We start from the raw sequence: 16,961 nt of genomic DNA, 5'->3' as shown, positions 1-16,961 counted from the left end.
GGGGGGGGGTGGGCAGGGCGCGGCCCGGCGGTGGCCCCGCGGCCGCGCCATGGGCCCGGGCGGGGGGGGGGGCGGCGGGTCCGGCGCCGCCCGCCGTGAGGAATCCGGCGAGCGAGGCGTCGCCCGCGCCGACGTTGCTGCGTACGGCGGAGACCGGTGCGGTGGCGAAGTAGGCGCCCGTCTCGTCGACCAGCAGTTGGCCGTCGGCACCCAGGCTGGCCAGCACGGCGCGGGCGCCGAGACCTCGCAGTTCCTCGGCCGCCTTGACCGCCTCGCCCACGGTGGCCAGCGGACGGCCCACGGCCTGGGCCAGTTCCTCGGCGTTGGGCTTCACCACATCGGGGCGCTCGCGCAGGCCGGCGGTCAGCGAGGGCCCGGAGGTGTCCAGGGCGATCCGGGCACCCGCCCGATGGGCCCGCGCCACCAACTCGGCGTACCACTCGGGTGCGAGGCCCCGGGGCAGGCTGCCGCAGCAGGCGATCCAGTCGGCGCTCTCGACCCTCGTCCGGACGGCCTCGAGCACCGCCTCGGCCTCGGCGTCGCTCAGCTCGGGCCCGCTGGCGTTGAGTTTGGTGAGGGTGCCGTCCGGTTCGGCCACGGAGATGTTGACCCGGGTCGAGCCCGCCACGGGCACACCCGCCGCCTCGATGCCGAGATCCTCCAGCAGCCGTGCGAGCAGCGCGCCCTCCGGTCCGCCGAGCGGCAGCACGGCCACCGTGCGATGCCCCGCGGCGGCCACGGCGCGCGAGACATTGACGCCCTTCCCGCCGGGGTCGACCCGGTCGGCCGTGGCCCGCAGCACGGCGCCGCGCTCCAGCGCGGGGATCTCGTACGTACGGTCCAGGCTGGGGTTGGGGGTGACGGTGAGAATCATGCGCGTGCCACTTCCGTGCCCTGACGCTCGATGGCCAGGGCGTTTTGCGGGCTGAGCCCGGTGTCCGTGATGAGCAGATCGACATCGTCGAGGCCGCCGAACCGGGCGAAGTGCTCCCGGCCGAGCTTGGCGGAGTCCGCGAGCAGCACCACCCGCCGGGCCGCCGCGATCATGGCGCTCTTGACGGCGCCCTCCGCGAGATCGGGGGTGGTGAGCCCGCCGTCCAGCGAGAAGCCATTGGTAGCGAGGAAGACCACATCGGCCTTGATCTCGCCGTAGCCGCGCAGCGCCCAGGCGTCCACGGCCGCCCGGGTGCGGTGGCGGACCCGGCCGCCGACGAGGTGCAGCGCGATACCGGGGTGGTCGGCGAGGCGGGCGGCGACCGGCAGTGCATGGGTGACGACGGTGAGCTTGGCCTCCAGCGGGAGGGCGGCGGCGAACCGGGCGGCCGTCGAACCCGCGTCGATGATCACGCTGCCGTCGGACGGCAGTTCGGCGATGGCGGCCCGCGCGATGCGGTCCTTCTCATCGGCGGCGGTGGATTCGCGCTCGGCGAGATCGGGCTCGAAGTCCAGACGGCCCGCCGGGATGGCGCCCCCGTGCACGCGGCGGACGAGCCCCGCCCGGTCGAGGGCGCGCAGATCACGCCGTACGGTCTCGGCGGTGACCTGGAACTCCTCGGCGAGAGACAGGACATCCACCCGCCCGCCCTCACGGGCGAGCCGGAGAATCTCCTGCTGACGCTCCGGTGCGTACATGTGGGTTTACGCCCCTTCCATGCCCGAACCTGTGATTTCGCCGCCAGATTACGTGGGCGATGCAGGAAAGTAAACAGACTCGGGCACGAAACAAACTCGACCGGGCATATACGGTTCGCGATGGCTCAGCGGCCTCCCCGGCCACGTCTCACCGCCGCCCCTGACCACTGCCTCTGACCACTCCCCCTGATCACCGCCCGCCGCCCGGCGACCGGCGCCCGGCGACCGGCGCCGCAGCGCACCGTCTGAATCCCGCCGGACTTCCACGACCCGCCCGGCCAGGATCGAGTCATGTCCCCCTCATCGGGAGGGACTACCGCACAGCGGAATTCTCACCACCTTTTGCCCATACAAGGCATTGAACGGCTTACGAGGAGAAGAACATGACGCTCGACGGCAAGGCGGCTCTGGTCACCGGCGGCAGCCGGGGCATCGGCGAGGCCGTGGCGATCCGGCTCGCCGAGGACGGCGCCGATATCGCCCTGACCTATCACAGCCAGGCCGACCGCGCGGCGGATGTCGTGGACCGGATCAAGGCGCTCGGCCGTCGCGCCTGGGCGGTACGGGCCGACAGCGCCGACGCGCCATCGGCGCGCGCCGCGGTGGAGGGGGCAGCCGCCGAGTTCGGACGGCTGGACATTCTGGTCAACAACGCGGGTGTCGGCGTCCTCGGCCCCATCGCCGAGCTGTCGCTGGACGATGTGGACCGGGTCCTCGCCGTGAATGTCCGGGCGCCGTTCCTGATGGCGCAGGCGGCCGCGGCGCATTTGACCGACGGCGGGCGGATCGTCAACATCGGCAGTTGCATGGCCGAGCGCGTCGCCTTCCCCGGCGGCACCCTCTACTCGACCAGCAAGACCGCGCTCACCGGCCTCACCAAGGCCCTGGCCCGTGAGCTCGGCCCGCGCGGGATCACGGCCAACCTGATCCACCCCGGCCCGGTGGACACCGATATGAACCCGGCCGACGGCGAGAGCGCCGCCCTCCAGAGCGGCTTCACCGCACTCGGCCGCTACGGTCGGCCCACCGAGATCGCGGCGACCGTGGCCCATCTCGCGGGCGACGACGGCCGCTACATCACCGGGGCGTCGATCGCCGTGGACGGCGGCTTCGCCGTCTGACCGACCGCCCAAACGGTCCGCGGCCGAGGTCACACCATCCACGCGCGAGGCCCCACGCGAGGCCATGAGGGACAGACGGGTCACACGAGCGGAGATAAGCGAGCCCCGGCGCCGGGGGGAGGCGCCGGGGCTCGGTCCATGGGTTGGAGAGGGTCTGGTGGCTGAGAGTTATTGGCTTGAGAACTCAAGCCGCTGCGTCGAAACCGGTCTGGCGGGCCATCTTCTTCAGCTCAAGCAATGCGTGCTTCTCGATCTGGCGGATTCGCTCACGGGTAAGGCCATGCTGCTTGCCGACCTCGGTGAGGGTGCGCTCCCGGCCGTCGTCGATGCCGTACCGCGCCTTGATGATGGAGGCGGTGCGGTCGTCGAGGCGGCCGATCAGGCCCTCCAGCTCCTCGCTGCGCAGCAGCGTCATCACCGACTGCTCGGGCGAGACCGCCGAGGTGTCCTCCAGCAGATCGCCGAACTGGGTCTCCCCTTCATCGTCGACCGACATGTTCAGACTGACCGGGTCACGGGCCCAGTCGAGCACATCCGAGACCCGCTCCATGGTGGAGCCGAGCTCCTCGGCGATCTCGGCGTGCTCCGGCTCGCGGCCGTGCTCGCGGTTGAACTCCCGCTGCACCCGGCGGATCCGGCCGAGCTCCTCGACCAGATGGACGGGCAGCCGGATCGTACGGGACTGATCCGCGATCGAGCGCGTGATGGCCTGACGGATCCACCACGTGGCATAGGTCGAGAACTTGAAGCCCTTGGTGTAGTCGAACTTCTCCACCGCGCGCACCAGGCCCGCGTTGCCCTCCTGAATCAGGTCGAGCAAGGGCAGCCCACTGCGCGGATAGCGGCGCGCCACAGCCACGACAAGGCGTAGATTGGAGCGGATGAAGATGTCCTTTGCGCGGGCACCTTCGGCGGCTATCGCCTCCAGCTCCTCGCGGCTCGCACCTGCGGCAGGGGTGTCCTCAACCTCCCCGCCCAGGATCTGCTGGGCGTACACCCCCGCTTCGATGGACTGAGACAGCTCGACCTCCTTCGCCGCGTCCAGCAACGGGGTGCGAGCGATCTCGTCGAGATACATGCCGACCAGGTCGCGATCGGCGATCTCCCCGCCTGAGGCGCGAACGCTGTTGGCCCCATCAGCGCCACCACCGGCGGCGGACTGATTACGGGCGACGGCACGGGTTGCCATGCGTGCTCCCTTACAGATGGATCGGGCGCGGACTATGGACGGACTCTCCGGTGTCGGGTGCCCCGTCCGAAGGAAACAACGACTGGAATCAGGACAGAATTCCCATCAGGCCATCATCTTTTTACGATCATGCAGTATCCTGTCCACCCACACCAGGGTCAGCGCACTGCCGAGAGGCCGGGAAGCGCAGGTCAGACCCCCTTTGCGGCCGCCTCCTACGGCTGTCCCGCCCTTCTCTCATCTGTCAAGACGAATCTCATGGCTGCGCGGTTGCCCGTTCGTTCGATCGCGCCGGGTTGCCCGGCCGCCCGCATGGGTGTGCGCTGGAAAGTGACAGGTCAGGGCGGGGACACGGCGACGAGGAGGTTCCGCCATGAATGCCCCCACGGCCCCGGTCAGCCACCACCGCCACCCACGGCTCCACCTCCCCCCGCACCCCTCCGCCTCCTGGGGCGTCCCCGTCGTGCTGGCGGTGCTCTACGGCGGCTGGGTGATGTTCGTGGCCCACAACCAGGGCTCCACCATCCCGGCGTCCGCCGTCTACGGCGTGGTGTCGGCCGTGGTGGTCGGGGTGCTCAGCTACGCCTTCGGCAGGATGACGCCGGGCCTGACGCCGGAGATCAGGGCCATTCTGTACGGGTCGCTCCTCGGCTGCGCGATGGGCTTTCTGCACTCCGTGAGCGGCGGCTCGGTGTACCGGTCCGCGGGGATCGGCCTCGGGATGGGGGTCGCGATGGCGGCCGTGTCGTTCTACGTCTTCCACATCCGGGAAGAGCGTCCTCCGGAACAGCCCTCGACGGAATAGCCCTCGGCTTAGGTCATTGGTCCCTACACGCTTCCGTCCCCGGTCCGTTTCGGGGCCGCCGCCCCCTCCCTAGCGTGAGGTCATGACGGACGACACGAGTGGAACCCTCGACGAAGCCCTCGAGCGCCTGCATGCCAGCGGCCCCGAGCGTCTGGGCTGGCTGAGCAATCACGCGCCCATGGCCGTGGAGGCGCTGGTGCGCCACGGCCAGGGGCGCACCGTGCACCGCTGGCTGGACCGCTATCGCCACAAGCTGGAGGAGATGCCGCGCCCGCACGCCCGGATCACCGAGGAGAACTGGCACGAGGCGCTCGGCGATCCGCGCCGTCTCGCCGACTGGCCCGTCTACTTCGAGCGGGAGCTCGCCGCCCGCCCCTGGCGGGACGTACTCGCCGTGTGGTGGCCGCGGCTGCTGCCGGGCATCGCTGGCGGCGCGACGCATCCGGTGATCCGGGTCGGTCACGCCGTACGGACCCTCCTGGACGATCCGGACCCGGGCGCCACGACCGCTCCCCGCACCGCCGAGCTGGCCCACGCCCTCGGCTACTGGGCCGCCCGCCACGCCCCGCTGCCGCCGCTCCGGCAGCGGCCGGGCCCCGCCTCCGGGTCGGCGGCCGACGCGCTGACCGCCGTGGAGCCGATCGCCGACCAGAGCGGTGGCATACGGGAACGGCTGGCCCGGCTCACCGCCTTCCCCACCTGGCCGCCCACCCCGACGCACGACCCAACGACCGCCCCCACCGACCACCCGGAGGAGGCGCACCGGCGGCTGGCCGAGCTCGTACGGGCCGCGACCCATCACTACGCCACCCATGGCCACGGCGAACCGATCATGCTGGTCCACGCCGCGACCGCGCCCAACGCCGTACTGCGTGTCCTGCCCGCGCTGCCGCGCGAGCTGTGGGCGCCGAGTCTGGACGCGGCATGGGCGGCGAGCGCCGCGGTCACGGCGGTGTACGCGCCGCGGGAGCCGCTTCCGGCCGACCGGCTGCCGTCCGTGGCCGGCGGCGTCACGCCCGAGGAGGTCTTCGCCCGCGCCGCCGCGCACGGCGATGAGCATGCCATCAAGCTGACCGACACCGCCCTCGACGTCGCCCAGGGCCCGGACGCGATGGCCCTGGCCGCCGCACTGCACGCCTGCGCGATGATCGACCCGGTCCTCTGATAGAGGCGAAGGCGACGGCGCGAGGACGAGACGCGAAGGCGAAGACGAAGCGCGAGGACGAGGCTCGGGGGCGGGGGCACGAGCCCGTCCGTACGGCCTGCGCCACCACGCGCCCCCGGCCGCGCCCCCTCACCCGAACTGCAACGACCGCTTCGCCAGCCCCATCCAGAACCCGTCGATCACGCTCCGCTGGCCGCCCAGCTCCGCCTCCGCCGCGCCCAGCGTGACGAACAGCGGCGCGAAGTGTTCGGTGCGCGGATGGGCGAGCCGTCCCGCAGGGGCCGTGTGCTCGAAGTCCAGCAGCGCGTCGATGTCCTGTGCGTCCAGGGCCCGCTGCCCCCAGTCGTCGAACTCGGTCGACCAACTGGGCGGCATCGGACCGGTATGCCGCATGGCGGCCAGGTTATGGGTGAAGAAGCCGCTGCCGACGATCAGCACGCCCTCGTCCCGCAGCGGCGCCAACTTTCGGCCGATCTCCATCAGCTTCCGCGGATCGAGGGTCGGCATCGAGACCTGAAGAACCGGGATGTCGGCCTCCGGATACATCTCGACCAGAGGGACATACGCCCCGTGGTCCAGCCCCCGGTCGGGAATGTCCTGGACCGGGGTCCCGGCCGTGCGCAGCGTCTTACGGATCCGCTCGGCGAGCTCGGGGGCGCCCGGCGCGTCATACCGCACCTGGTAGTAGTGCTGGGGAAAACCCCAGAAGTCATAGACCAGCGGCACTTGCTGAGTGGCCCCGATGGCCAGGGGCGCCTCTTCCCAATGGGCGGAGATCATGAGAATGGCATTGGGCCGGGGCAGCCCCTCGGCCCAGGCGGCGAGCTGTCCGGGCCAGACCGGATCGTCGGCGAGCGGCGGAGCACCATGGCTGAGGTAAAGGGCGGGCATGCGCCCGTCGAGCGCGGACATGATGACTCCTCGGCGGTCGACAGAGCTGGGTTCGACAAGGTGCTTGAAGTCTCAAGCATGCAGTCCTTACTGTACCGCACACTTATTTAATGTTCAAAGAGTGTTATCTAGAATGGACGCGTGGACGACGCCATGAAAACCCTCACGGATACCGACGAACCGCGTTGGCTCACCGACGACGAACAGCGCAGCTGGCAGGCGTATATCCAGGCGAGCATGCTCCTGGAGGACCACCTCGACCGCCAGCTCCAGCGCGACGCGCGCATGCCCCACGTCTACTACGGCCTGTTGGTGAAGCTCTCGTGGGCGCCTCGCCACCGGATGCGGATGACCGAACTGGCCGAGTCCGCCAAGATCACCCGCTCCCGGCTGTCCCATGCCATCGCGCGTATGGAGAAGGACGGCTGGGTACGGCGCGAGGACTGCCCCGACGACAAGCGGGGGCAGAACGCGGTCCTCACCGACAAGGGATTCGAGGTGCTGCGGGAGGCCGCCCCCGGCCATGTCTCCGCCGTGCGGCTGGCCGTCTTCGACCGGCTCTCCCCCGAGCAGGTCGAGCAGTTCGGCGACATCTGCCGGATCATCGCGGACGGCCTCCAACCGGAGGGCGCCGACCTCCCCTGGCTGCGCTGACACCCTGAGACCACGCCGAGACACCGACACCCCGAGACGGCACACGAAGGCCCCGCTCCCCCGGTGGATTCCAGGGAGCGGGGCCTTCGCCGCCGTACGGACAGACCGGCGGATACTTCAGCACCTCAGCGCTTCAGCACCTCAGCGCATCAGCGCATCGGCATCAGTGCGCCATCACCGGAATGGCGTCCTCCGCCGCCCCGTCCCCGGAGCCCGCGACCGCGCCGCCATTCTCCGGCTGGCCGGCGTTGACCAGCGTGATGGCGATCACCGCGGCCAGCACCAGGATGCCGACCGCCCACCAGATGGCGGAGGTGTAGCCGTGGACCATCGACTGGAGCTCCAGCGCCTTGCGGGAAGTGGCCCCGGCCGCATGCGACTTCGCGTACTCGGTGGTGGCGCTCGCCGCGATCGTGTTCAGGAGCGCGGTGCCGATGGCGCCGCCCACCTGCTGCGAGGTGTTGACCATCGCCGAGGCGACACCCGCGTCACGCGGCTCGACACCATGCGTGGCCAGGCTCATCGCCGGCATGAAGGCGGTGCCCATGCCGAGGCCGAGCAGCAGGAACCCGGGCAGGATCAGCGTCGGGTACGAGGTGTCCAGGTCGATCTGGGTCAGCAGCAGCATGCCGACCGAAGCGACCAGGAAGCCCGGCCCCATCAGCCGCCGCGCCGGGACCCGGGTCATCAGCCGGGCGCCGATCTGCGTCGAGCCGGTGATCATGCCCGCGACCATCGGCAGGAAGGCGAAGCCGGTCTTGACCGGGCTGTACCCCTTGACGATCTGCATGTAGTAGGTGAGGAAGAGGAACAGGCCGAACATGCCGATGATGGCGAGTGCCAGCGAGGCGTAGACACCACCGCGGTTGCGGTCGGCGACCACGCGCAGCGGCAGCAGCGGCGCCTTCACCCGCGACTCGACGATCACGAAGGCGAGCAGCAGCACGGCCGCGGCGATGAACAGACCGACGGTCAGGCCCGCGGTCCAGCCGTCGGACTCGGCGCGGGTGAAGCCGTAGACCAGTGCGACCAGACCCGTGGTGGCCAGGATCACACCGGGGATGTCCAGCCGGGACGAGTTACGGCTCTCCACCGGCTCGCGGATCACGGCGACCGCACCGACCACGGCGATGATGGCGAACGGGATGTTCACGAAGAAGGTCCAGCGCCAGTCCATGTACTCGGTGAGGACACCGCCGAGGATCAGACCGACGGCGCCGCCACCACCCGCGATGGCACCGAAGACACCGAACGCCTTGGCGCGCTCCTTGGGGTCGGTGAACATCACGGCGAGCAGCGAGAGCGCGGAGGGGGCGAGCAGCGCGCCGAACACACCCTGGAGCGCCCGCGCGCCCAGCAGCATGCCGGTGTTGAGCGCGGCACCGCCGATGGCCGAGGCGGCAGCGAAGCCGAGCAGGCCGACGATGAAGGTCTGCTTACGGCCCCACAGGTCGGCGATCCGGCCGCCGAACAGCAGCAGTCCGCCGAAGGCGAGGGCGTAGGCCGTGATGACCCACTGCCGGTTGCCGTCGGCGATGCCGAGATCGGCCTGGGCGCTGGGCAGCGCGATGTTCACGATGGTCGCGTCGAGCACGACCATCAGCTGGGCGAGGGCGATGAATATCAGCGCTTTCCAGCGCCGGGGATCCACGTATTGAGCCGTTTCAGGCATGGAGGGTCCTACCTAGCGGTGCGGAGAGTGATAAATGGGACGTGTGGGGCCGGTCAAGGTCAGACCGGCACAGGCCGTTGGATAAGAGGTAGCGAGATACGACGACGCATGTACGGAAGACTTGTGAACGCGCGTGGAATAAGCGGTGCTCCGGGATCGGCCGGATGCGATTTATGTCACGGTCACGGCCGGTGTTGCAGATCCTCCAAGGTCACGGACTTACCAGGTAGTTCGGAGCGCGCCGGGGCCCGCAAACCGTCCAGGAACAGTTGCAGATGCCGGTGCACAAAGGCGTCGAAGTCCACACAGAAGCTGCCTGGCAGCGGCCGGGTGAGCTGGTTGAGCGCGACCATCAGATCACCGACGCCGATGTCGGTGCGCAACTGGCCGTCGGCTTTCGCGGCCCCCATCAGGGCCTCGACGCCGTCGGACAGACGGTCACGGGTGGCAATGAGGTCAGGATGCTCCTTGTCGAGACCGTCGGAGAGCAGCAGGCACAGCGCACCGATGCGCTCATCCGCCGCGGCGTGTACGAAGCGCCGCAGCGCGGAGAAGGCGTCGGCCTCCTCGGCCAGGGCGGTTTCGGCCTGATCGGCGACGTGGGACATCACCGAGAGCGCCACATGGTGGATCAGCTCACGGCGGTCCGTGAAGTGCCGATAGATCGTGGCATTGCCTACCCCCGCCCGTCGAGCGATTTCATCGAGGGGGATGTGTGCCCCGCTCTCGACGATCACCTCACGGGCGGCTACGACAATACGCTCCCGATTGCGCAGGGCGTCCGCGCGCAGCCGAGGCTGTGCGGACTTCGCGGTCATCGTGTCGGCGGCCATCACAGCACTCCCTTCTGCGTACGGCATCCATGCGTACGGTTCTCCGGTGGCTCGGCCGGCGGCTCGGCTGTGACACCGCCCTCGGCCTTGACGTTCGAGTTCCAACTCTTCCGGGGAGTCAGTCCCCGTTTATGCGTTCACCGGGTTAAACGGGGAATGAGTCCCCGGAATTTCTGCGTCCGTAGGTGACCTGCCTCACACCTGCCCGGCACCCCCCGCCGCCCGAACGGAGCAGGTCATTCCCCCGGACGGCGGCACCTCACGAGCGCCCCGGCCCACGCCGTCACACCGTGGTCGGCAATGGAGCAGACGCATGGGACCACCCGCCCCCGCATACGAATACGCCGGCCCCGCAGAGGCAGCGCATTCGCCGCCGCCGCCGTGCTCACGGTGGCGGTGGTCTCACCGGGGGCGGCCGCGCGTCCCGAGCCCCCCGCACCCCCCGAGCTGGCCCCGGCGCCTTCGGCACGGCCGGCCTTCGGCTCGCTCGCACCCTGCGCCCTCGCCTCCGGCCCGGGGCTCCAGATGTCCGAGGGCCTGCCCACCAGCCGCGGCTACAGCCACAGCACCGGCACGGTACGCGCCCTCAACCTCATGATCGACTTCCCGGACGTCCGCGGCCAGGGCACCGCCCGCGAGCGCTTCGAGGAGTTCTTCCCCCAGACCACCCGGTGGTTCACGCAGAGCTCGTACGGACGGCTGGACTACCGCCCCGAGATGCCGATCACCCACTGGCTGCGGATGCCGCGCTCGTTCCGCGCCTATGGCATCAAGCGCGGCAGCCCCTTCGACCCGGGCTATCGCAAACTCGTCGCCGACATCGCCAAGGCCGCCGACCCCAAGGTCGACTTCCGCCGCTACGACCTGGTGAACGTCCTGGTCACCCCGAACGCCGGGCCGCCGGCCGCACGCGCCGTGCTGTCCGTCACCTACGCCGACAACCAGCAGGCCCCGACCGCCGACGGCGTTCCGCTGGCCAATGTCTCCTTCGTCTACAGCCGCCAGGACGACGGCTCCGGCTCGCTGCGCCGCACCGGCTTCCGCGTCCTGCCCCATGAGAACGGCCATGTCTTCGGGCTGCCCGACCTCTATACCCGGCTCGGCGGCGACAAGGCGGGCCACTGGGATGTGATGTCCGAGGACTGGGGCGCCGGCAATGACCTGCTGGCCTGGCACAAGTGGAAGCTGGGCTGGCTCGACCCGCGGCAGATCGCCTGCGCCGTCCGCTCCGGGATCGTCGCGCACACCCTGTCCCCGCTGAGCCGCCCGGAGGGGACCAAGCTGGTCTTCGTCCCCGTCTCGCCGTCCACCGGCTACGCGATCGAGGCGCGCGCGAACGGCGGCAACGACGAGGCCATATGCAAGCCCGGTGTCCTGATCTCCTGGGTGGACACCGGTGTCGACTCCGGCGGCGGCCCCATCACCATCGTGGACTCCACCCCCCATGGCCGCGGCTGCACCCGGGAGCGCAATGTCCACCCCGGACTCAGCGACGCGGCCTACGCGCCCGGCGAGAGCTTCAGCACGCAGGCGAACGGCACCCGGATACGCGTCCGCGTCACCGGCCGGGACGCGGACGGCGACTACGGCGTGGAGATCAGCCGTCGCGCCAGTGGTGGCGCCCGAGGCTGATCAGCAGCAGTTGTTTGCGCGCGGTGGCGGCGACCCGCCGCTCGTCCTCGGCACCAGCGGCGCCCTCGGCACCAGCGGGGCCCACGGCGCCAGCGGGGCCCACGGCGCCAGCGGGGCCCACGGCGCCTGCGGGGCCCACGGCATCCTCGACATCAGCGGCACCCGAAGCACCCGCGGCCCCGGGGTGCTCCGCCTGCGCCTCCAGGAACGCCGTCGCCGTCATCACCATGTGGTCCACATACAGCTCCGCGAGCATCCGGACGTCTTCCGGCGGCCAGTCCTCGGCCGAGAGCCGCGGGCAGAAGTCGGTGGCCACCTCATCGGCGAATCGGTCCAGCTCGGCGGCGATCGCCTCGCGTACGGCACGCACCCCGCCATGCCGCTCACGTGCGATGAAGCGGATATGCGCGGGGTAGCGGCGCACATGCTCGGCGACCGCGGCGACGGTGGCGTCGATCCGCTCCGCGTCACCGTCCTGACCGGCGAGTATCGCACCGATCATATGGTGCAGACTGCCCAGGGACTCCTCGACCAGCGCGACGCCGAGATCGCTCAGATCCCGGAAGTGCCGGTAGAAGGCGGCCGGCGCCACGCCCACCGCCCGCGTGACCTCACGCAGCCCCAGACTGCTCAGGCTCTGGTCCTCCAGCAGCCGCAACGCCGCGTCCAGCAGGGCGCGCCGGGTCTTCTCCTTCTGGGCCTGCCGGACCCCGCACCTGTGACTCATATCATTCAGTAAACAGCTGTTCGCTGAAGTTTTCCAGGCCCCGGCGGAGTACTCTGAAACTCAGTGAACAGTTGTACTTCCAACTGTTCACCGAACAACGCCGGGCGAACCACGCCCGACCGGACAACGTCCACCCGCACGCCAACCGCATCCGGATCGTCACTTCGAAAGAGGCTCAGATGCTCTTCATCGTCGCGGCACTCGCCCTGATGGGGGTTCTTCTGGGGGCGGCGGCGCACACCCCGCTCCCCCTGTTCCTCGCCGCCGCGGGCGCCATCGGCGCCTGGCTGCTCATCTTCTTCATCCGCGAACGCACCGGGCACAAGGGGAGCTGAGACCCATGGCACTCACCGCACCGTCCCGCACCGCACCCCTCCGGGCCCGTGGGGACGCCGACGGCATGGCCGTCGCCTCCTTCGTGCTCGGCCTGATCGGCCTGCTGCTCTTCAACGCGGTCTTCGGGCCCTGCGCGATCGTCCTGGGGACGCTCGCACTCACCCGGGAGACCCGCCGCAGGGGCCGGGCGCTGCTCGGCATCACGCTCGGCATCGCCGATGTGGTCCTGCTCATCGTGTTGCTGACGCTGAATCACTCCGTCTTCTGGCAGTTCGGCGGCTGATTCGCCGGCAGTCCACCGGGCCCCTTCCCGCGCGGCCCTTCCACTCAGCAGGCGGCTCTTCCACTCAGTGGAAGGGCCGTTGCCCATACGTGATGTGCGTCACCACGCTGGCACGCATGACCGCCTTCGCCAGAAACCAGTGGTACGTCGCCGCCTACGGACGCGAGATCGGCCGGGAGCTGCTGGGGCGCACCATCCTCGACGAGCCCATCGCCTTCTACCGCGCGGAGTCCGACGACACGGTCATCGCGCTCGCCGACCGCTGTGTGCACCGCCGCTATCCGCTCACCGCCGGCCGTCTCGACGGCGACACCGTCGTCTGCGGCTACCACGGCTTCACCTACGACACCGGCGGCGCCTGTGTGTTCGTACCGGGCCAGAAGCGCGTTCCGCGCACCGCCCGGGTCCGCTCCTACCCCGTCGTCGAGCAGGACTCGCTGGTGTGGGTGTGGATCGGGGACCCGGCGCTCGCCGATCCCGGCGCGGTGCCGCGCGCTCCCTGGCTGGCCGATCCTGGCTGGACGACGGTGGGCGGCATGGAGCCGATCGACTCCGACTACGGCCTGCTCGTGGACAATCTGCTGGACCTCTCCCACGAGACCTATCTGCACAGCGGCTACATCGGCACCCCCGAGGTCGCCGAGACCCCGATCACCACGGAGGTCGACGAGGGCGCGGGCGTCGTACGCGTCAGCCGCCATATGGACGACGCCGAGTGCCCGCCCTTCTACGCCCGCTCCACCGGGATCGAGGGCCGCATCACCCGCTGGCAGGACATCGAGTACCACGCGCCGTGTCTGTATCTGCTGCACAGCAGGATCGCCCCGGTGGGGGTGGTGCCGGAGCCGGACGGCTCCGACCCGGACGCCTTCCATGTGGAGATCACCTACGCCATCACCCCGTCCACCGACCGCCATGTGTACGACTTCTGGGCCGTCTCACGGGACTTCGCGCAGGACGACGAGGAGGTGTCCGCCTTCCTCCACGACCTCAACCGGACCGTGGTGCTCCAGGACGTGGGGGCGCTGAACCTGCTTCAGCAGGCCCTGGACACCGAGCGCGAGGGCTATCAGGAGCTCAGCATCAACATCGACACCGGCGGTCTGGCCGCGCGCCGCATCCTCGCCCGCCTCGCCGCCGAAGGAGAGCGGGCCGCGGCCGTGGTGGCCTCCCCATGAGCGGCGCGCCCACGGCCGAGGTGTACCGGATCGACTGGCTGCCCGGCACCGATGTGCTGCACGGGGTCTGCCACTGCGGGGCCGAGCGCACCGCCGAGGACCCGGTCGAGCTGTGGGAGTGGATGCTCGGCCATCCCAACGGGCACCGGCCCGGCGGGAATCGGCCCGGCACCGAACACGATCCCGCCGACCACCGCCCCGCCGACCACCGCCCTGCCGACCGCCGTCCCGTCGGCCACCGGAAGGAGACCGCTTCGTGAACCCCGGCGGCACTCGCTGTGCCCCGATCCGCCGACCGCGCCTCCTGGCGGATTCGCGGTGCTCCGCGAACCCGCCGGGCGCGGCGGCTCCGCCCGGGTGCCCGGTGCTGGACCTGTGAATCCGCCCTGAACCGCCCTTTGTGCCCCTCGATGTGAGGTTCGGAACGACCCCACCCACTGGACAACCAGGTTGGTTAGGCTAACCTAACTACGTCCTCGGGTTGCCGTCCCGACCACGTCCCCGTAATGCATCGAGAGAGAGCACCTTCATGCGCCAGGCCAGAGCACTCCCCCTCTCCCGCCGCGGTCTGCTCGCCGCGGGCGGCGCCGTCGGACTCGGAGCCCTGGTCACCGCCTGTGGCGACAACGGCGGTTCGGGCTCCGGTGGCGACGACGGCGGCGGCTCCTGGTCGTTCACCGATGACCGCAAGACGAAGATCCGCCTCGACAGCCGGCCCCAGCACATCGTCGCCTACATCGGCGCGGCGGCCGCGCTCTACGACTTCGGCATCGACAAGCAGATCACCGGTGTCTTCGGCCCGACCACACTGAAGAACGGCAAACCGGACGTCCAGGCGGGCGACTTCCCCGTCGGCCAGGCCATGTCCCTGGGCAACACCTGGGGGCAGTTCAACGTCGAGAAGTACGCCTCGCTCGCCCCCGATCTGCTGATCACCAACATGTACGACCCGGGCGCGCTCTTCTACGTCCCGGACGACAGCAAGAAGAAGATCCTCCAGCTGGCCCCCAGCGCCGCCATCACCACCGGCCGGATCTCCATGCTCGAGCCCATCAAGCGCTATGCCGCACTGGCCGAGGCGCTCGGCGCCGATCTGAAGGCCAAGAAGGTCACCGACGCCAAGGCGCGGTTCGAGAAGGCGGCCGAAACGCTGCGCAAAACGGTCAAGTCACACAAGATCAAGGTCATGGCCTGCTCCGCCAGCGCCGATCTCTTCTATGTCTCCAACCCGAAGATCAGTGCCGACCTGATCTACTTCAGCGAGCTCGGCGTCGACTTCGTCGTCCCGGAAAAGACCGACAAGGGCGGCTACTTCGAGAGCCTCAGCTGGGAGAACGCCGACAAGTACGACGCCGATGTGCTCTTCCTCGACAACCGCACCGCGACCCTCCAGCCCAGCGCCCTGACCGCCAAGCCGACCTGGTCCAAGCTGGCCGCGGTCAAGGCCGGTCAGATCACCCCCTGGAGCAGTGAGCCGCGCTTCTCGTACGCGGGCGCCGCCCCGCTCGTCGAGTCCCTCACCAAGGCCATCCAGGACGCGAAGAAGGTCGGCTGAACGGTCGGCCGACCGGTCGGCCCGGCCCTCCCCACGGCAAGCGAAGGGAAGACCCTCCTCCCATGACCACCGCAGCCACCCCCACCGCCGCCACCACCACCGCTCCGTTCCGCTTCTTCGACGCGCGGGTCGTACGGACCCGCGCGCTGGGACCGTCCATGGCACGGATCACCTTCGGCGGCAGCTGTCTGAAGGACTTCACCAGCGGAGGCCGCGACCAGCGCTTCAAACTGTTCCTGCCGCACCCCGGCCAGACCGCCCCGGTGGTGCCGGTCGAGGCCGGGGAGGGCTGGTTCGCCACCTGGCGGGCGATGGACCCGGCCGAACGCGGCATCATGCGCTCGTACACGGTGCGCGGGCAGCGCCGTGACCCCCATGAGATCGACGTGGACTTCGCGCTGCACCACGACGGCGGCCCGGCCGCCCGCTGGGCCGCGCGTGCCGAGGCCGGCGACCGCGTCACCCTGCTGGGCCCGGTCGTGGAGGACAACGGCGGAGTCGACTTCCGGCCGCCGTCCGGCACCGACTGGGTGCTGATCGCCGGCGACGAGACCGCGCTGCCCGCCATCGCGGGCATCCTCGAATGGCTGCCCGCCGACCTGCCCACCAAGGTGTGGCTCGAGGTCCAGCACGCCGAGGACATCCAGGAGCTGCGCACCGAGGCGAAAGCCGAGATCACCTGGCTGGTCCGGGACGGCGTGGCCCCCGGCACCCCGCGCTCCGCCCCGCTGCTGGACACCGTGGGCGCCGCCGAGCTGCCCCCCGGCACGCCGTACGCCTGGATCGCGGGCGAGGCCGGAACCGTCAAGGCGCTGCGCCGCCACCTGGTGCGCGAACGCGGCTTCGACCGCAAGGCCGTGATTTTCACCGGCTACTGGCGCCTGGGCGCCTGTGAGGAGCAACTCGTCGAGGAGGCCGTGTCGGGCACCGGCCCCGCGGCCGACGACTGACCCTCCCCGCCGCCACACCGCCTCCTCACGGCGGGGATCCTCATGGCCACGTCCCCACAACAGGGGTCCTCACGGCCGCCTCCTCATGGCCGGATCCCCATTGGCCACCCCTCCATCGGCCACCCCTCCATCGGCCGCATCCTCATGGCCGCATCCCACAACTGAAATCCCACAACCGCATCCCCAACCGAATCTCCAATCGAATCCCCATAACCGCATCCCCTCCAGGACCGCGAGGACCGACCGCCGGACGACCGGCGGCCGTCCGCCCGGCGCGCCCCCACGCGCCCGGCCGCCGCGTCCAGCGCCCCCGCATGTCCACCAGGCCGGTCAGGCCG

18 protein-coding genes are annotated in these 16,961 nt (G+C 70.3%); 11 read left to right on the top strand and 7 right to left on the bottom strand.

What is annotated here, in order from left to right:
• Both pfkB and NQU54_RS17770 read right to left on the bottom strand, forming a co-directional pair.
• On the bottom strand, positions 1–874 hold an 874-nt coding region (gene pfkB, locus NQU54_RS17775), incomplete at its 3' end, for a 1-phosphofructokinase (protein ID WP_257631923.1).
• Complete coding sequence (locus NQU54_RS17770) at positions 871–1,632, bottom strand: DeoR/GlpR family DNA-binding transcription regulator (RefSeq protein ID WP_257631922.1); 762 nt, start codon at positions 1,630–1,632, stop codon at positions 871–873. The genes pfkB and NQU54_RS17770, both read right to left, overlap by 4 nt.
• A gap of 383 nt (positions 1,633–2,015) precedes the next feature.
• Between NQU54_RS17770 and NQU54_RS17765 the strand changes: the two genes are divergently transcribed.
• Entirely contained in the window at positions 2,016–2,753 is a 738-nt protein-coding gene (locus NQU54_RS17765; protein ID WP_257631921.1) for a 3-oxoacyl-ACP reductase family protein, read from the top strand.
• A gap of 184 nt (positions 2,754–2,937) precedes the next feature.
• Here the strand turns inward: NQU54_RS17765 and NQU54_RS17760 are convergent, their stop codons facing one another.
• A complete protein-coding gene (locus NQU54_RS17760; RefSeq protein ID WP_257631920.1) occupies positions 2,938–3,942 on the bottom strand; it encodes a sigma-70 family RNA polymerase sigma factor in 1,005 nt (334 codons plus the stop codon).
• Positions 3,943–4,315: 373 nt separating this feature from the next.
• On the opposite strand from NQU54_RS17760, the gene NQU54_RS17755 reads away from it, so the two are divergent.
• Positions 4,316–4,747: a hypothetical protein gene (locus tag NQU54_RS17755; RefSeq protein ID WP_257631919.1), complete on the top strand. Its 432-nt coding sequence runs from the start codon at positions 4,316–4,318 to the stop codon at positions 4,745–4,747.
• Positions 4,748–4,829: 82 nt separating this feature from the next.
• Positions 4,830–5,912, top strand: coding sequence for a questin oxidase family protein (locus tag NQU54_RS17750; protein ID WP_257631918.1), 1,083 nt, complete (start codon positions 4,830–4,832; stop codon positions 5,910–5,912).
• A gap of 129 nt (positions 5,913–6,041) precedes the next feature.
• On the opposite strand, the gene NQU54_RS17745 is transcribed toward NQU54_RS17750, so the two are convergent.
• Positions 6,042–6,824, bottom strand: a complete 783-nt coding sequence (locus tag NQU54_RS17745) for a dioxygenase family protein (RefSeq protein WP_257631917.1) — start codon at positions 6,822–6,824, stop codon at positions 6,042–6,044.
• A gap of 132 nt (positions 6,825–6,956) precedes the next feature.
• On the opposite strand from NQU54_RS17745, the gene NQU54_RS17740 reads away from it, so the two are divergent.
• Positions 6,957–7,457 (top strand): MarR family winged helix-turn-helix transcriptional regulator, encoded by a 501-nt coding sequence (locus tag NQU54_RS17740; protein WP_069865586.1) that lies wholly within the window; start codon positions 6,957–6,959, stop codon positions 7,455–7,457.
• Between the two features lie 163 nt (positions 7,458–7,620).
• Here NQU54_RS17740 and NQU54_RS17735 read toward each other — a convergent pair whose 3' ends face one another.
• Positions 7,621–9,129, bottom strand: coding sequence for an MFS transporter (locus NQU54_RS17735; RefSeq protein WP_257631916.1), 1,509 nt, complete (start codon positions 9,127–9,129; stop codon positions 7,621–7,623).
• A 182-nt stretch (positions 9,130–9,311) separates the two neighbouring features.
• Positions 9,312–9,962 (bottom strand): TetR/AcrR family transcriptional regulator, encoded by a 651-nt coding sequence (locus NQU54_RS17730; RefSeq protein WP_257631915.1) that lies wholly within the window; start codon positions 9,960–9,962, stop codon positions 9,312–9,314.
• 300 nt (positions 9,963–10,262) lie between these two features.
• Here NQU54_RS17730 and NQU54_RS17725 point away from each other — a divergent pair, with 300 nt between their 5' ends.
• On the top strand, positions 10,263–11,594 hold the full coding sequence (locus NQU54_RS17725) for a M6 family metalloprotease domain-containing protein (protein WP_257631914.1): 1,332 nt from the start codon (positions 10,263–10,265) through the stop codon (positions 11,592–11,594).
• Here NQU54_RS17725 and NQU54_RS17720 read toward each other — a convergent pair.
• A complete protein-coding gene (locus NQU54_RS17720) occupies positions 11,560–12,321 on the bottom strand; it encodes a TetR family transcriptional regulator (protein WP_257631913.1) in 762 nt (253 codons plus the stop codon). The genes NQU54_RS17725 and NQU54_RS17720 overlap by 35 nt on opposite strands.
• Positions 12,322–12,392: 71 nt before the next feature.
• On the opposite strand from NQU54_RS17720, the gene NQU54_RS17715 reads away from it, so the two are divergent.
• The 6 genes from NQU54_RS17715 to NQU54_RS17690 all read left to right on the top strand — a co-directional run bounded on the left by NQU54_RS17715 (position 12,393) and on the right by NQU54_RS17690 (position 16,623).
• Positions 12,393–12,656, top strand: coding sequence for a hypothetical protein (locus NQU54_RS17715; RefSeq protein WP_257631928.1), 264 nt, complete (start codon positions 12,393–12,395; stop codon positions 12,654–12,656).
• A 5-nt stretch (positions 12,657–12,661) separates the two neighbouring features.
• Positions 12,662–12,940: a DUF4190 domain-containing protein gene (locus NQU54_RS17710; RefSeq protein ID WP_257631912.1), complete on the top strand. Its 279-nt coding sequence runs from the start codon at positions 12,662–12,664 to the stop codon at positions 12,938–12,940.
• A 116-nt stretch (positions 12,941–13,056) separates the two neighbouring features.
• Positions 13,057–14,118: a Rieske 2Fe-2S domain-containing protein gene (locus NQU54_RS17705; protein WP_099017055.1), complete on the top strand. Its 1,062-nt coding sequence runs from the start codon at positions 13,057–13,059 to the stop codon at positions 14,116–14,118.
• A complete protein-coding gene (locus tag NQU54_RS17700) occupies positions 14,115–14,378 on the top strand; it encodes a hypothetical protein (RefSeq protein WP_257631927.1) in 264 nt (87 codons plus the stop codon). Before NQU54_RS17705 ends, NQU54_RS17700 begins: the two co-directional genes overlap by 4 nt.
• Positions 14,379–14,647: 269 nt before the next feature.
• Positions 14,648–15,673 (top strand): ABC transporter substrate-binding protein, encoded by a 1,026-nt coding sequence (locus tag NQU54_RS17695; RefSeq protein WP_257631911.1) that lies wholly within the window; start codon positions 14,648–14,650, stop codon positions 15,671–15,673.
• Positions 15,674–15,735: 62 nt separating this feature from the next.
• Entirely contained in the window at positions 15,736–16,623 is an 888-nt protein-coding gene (locus NQU54_RS17690) for a siderophore-interacting protein (protein WP_257631910.1), read from the top strand.
• Positions 16,624–16,961: the final 338 nt, after the last annotated feature.

This window comes from Streptomyces malaysiensis subsp. samsunensis, from assembly GCF_024519315.1.
GTDB lineage: Bacteria > Actinomycetota > Actinomycetes > Streptomycetales > Streptomycetaceae > Streptomyces > Streptomyces malaysiensis.
Note: the sequence above shows the minus strand (reverse complement) of the source record. Positions and strands in the feature narration are given on the sequence as shown.

Coding starts and splice junctions, on each gene's coding strand:
- NQU54_RS17710 (WP_257631912.1), top strand. CDS start 12,662: ATGGCACTCACCGCACCGTCCCGCACCGCACCCCTCCGGGCCCGTGGG.
- NQU54_RS17725 (WP_257631914.1), top strand. CDS start 10,263: ATGGAGCAGACGCATGGGACCACCCGCCCCCGCATACGAATACGCCGG.
- NQU54_RS17755 (WP_257631919.1), top strand. CDS start 4,316: ATGAATGCCCCCACGGCCCCGGTCAGCCACCACCGCCACCCACGGCTC.
- NQU54_RS17695 (WP_257631911.1), top strand. CDS start 14,648: ATGCGCCAGGCCAGAGCACTCCCCCTCTCCCGCCGCGGTCTGCTCGCC.
- NQU54_RS17740 (WP_069865586.1), top strand. CDS start 6,957: ATGAAAACCCTCACGGATACCGACGAACCGCGTTGGCTCACCGACGAC.
- NQU54_RS17700 (WP_257631927.1), top strand. CDS start 14,115: ATGAGCGGCGCGCCCACGGCCGAGGTGTACCGGATCGACTGGCTGCCC.
- NQU54_RS17745 (WP_257631917.1), bottom strand. CDS start 6,824: ATGTCCGCGCTCGACGGGCGCATGCCCGCCCTTTACCTCAGCCATGGT.
- NQU54_RS17705 (WP_099017055.1), top strand. CDS start 13,057: ATGACCGCCTTCGCCAGAAACCAGTGGTACGTCGCCGCCTACGGACGC.
- NQU54_RS17735 (WP_257631916.1), bottom strand. CDS start 9,129: ATGCCTGAAACGGCTCAATACGTGGATCCCCGGCGCTGGAAAGCGCTG.
- NQU54_RS17770 (WP_257631922.1), bottom strand. CDS start 1,632: ATGTACGCACCGGAGCGTCAGCAGGAGATTCTCCGGCTCGCCCGTGAG.
- NQU54_RS17750 (WP_257631918.1), top strand. CDS start 4,830: ATGACGGACGACACGAGTGGAACCCTCGACGAAGCCCTCGAGCGCCTG.
- NQU54_RS17720 (WP_257631913.1), bottom strand. CDS start 12,321: ATGAGTCACAGGTGCGGGGTCCGGCAGGCCCAGAAGGAGAAGACCCGG.
- NQU54_RS17730 (WP_257631915.1), bottom strand. CDS start 9,962: ATGGCCGCCGACACGATGACCGCGAAGTCCGCACAGCCTCGGCTGCGC.
- NQU54_RS17765 (WP_257631921.1), top strand. CDS start 2,016: ATGACGCTCGACGGCAAGGCGGCTCTGGTCACCGGCGGCAGCCGGGGC.
- NQU54_RS17760 (WP_257631920.1), bottom strand. CDS start 3,942: ATGGCAACCCGTGCCGTCGCCCGTAATCAGTCCGCCGCCGGTGGTGGC.
- NQU54_RS17690 (WP_257631910.1), top strand. CDS start 15,736: ATGACCACCGCAGCCACCCCCACCGCCGCCACCACCACCGCTCCGTTC.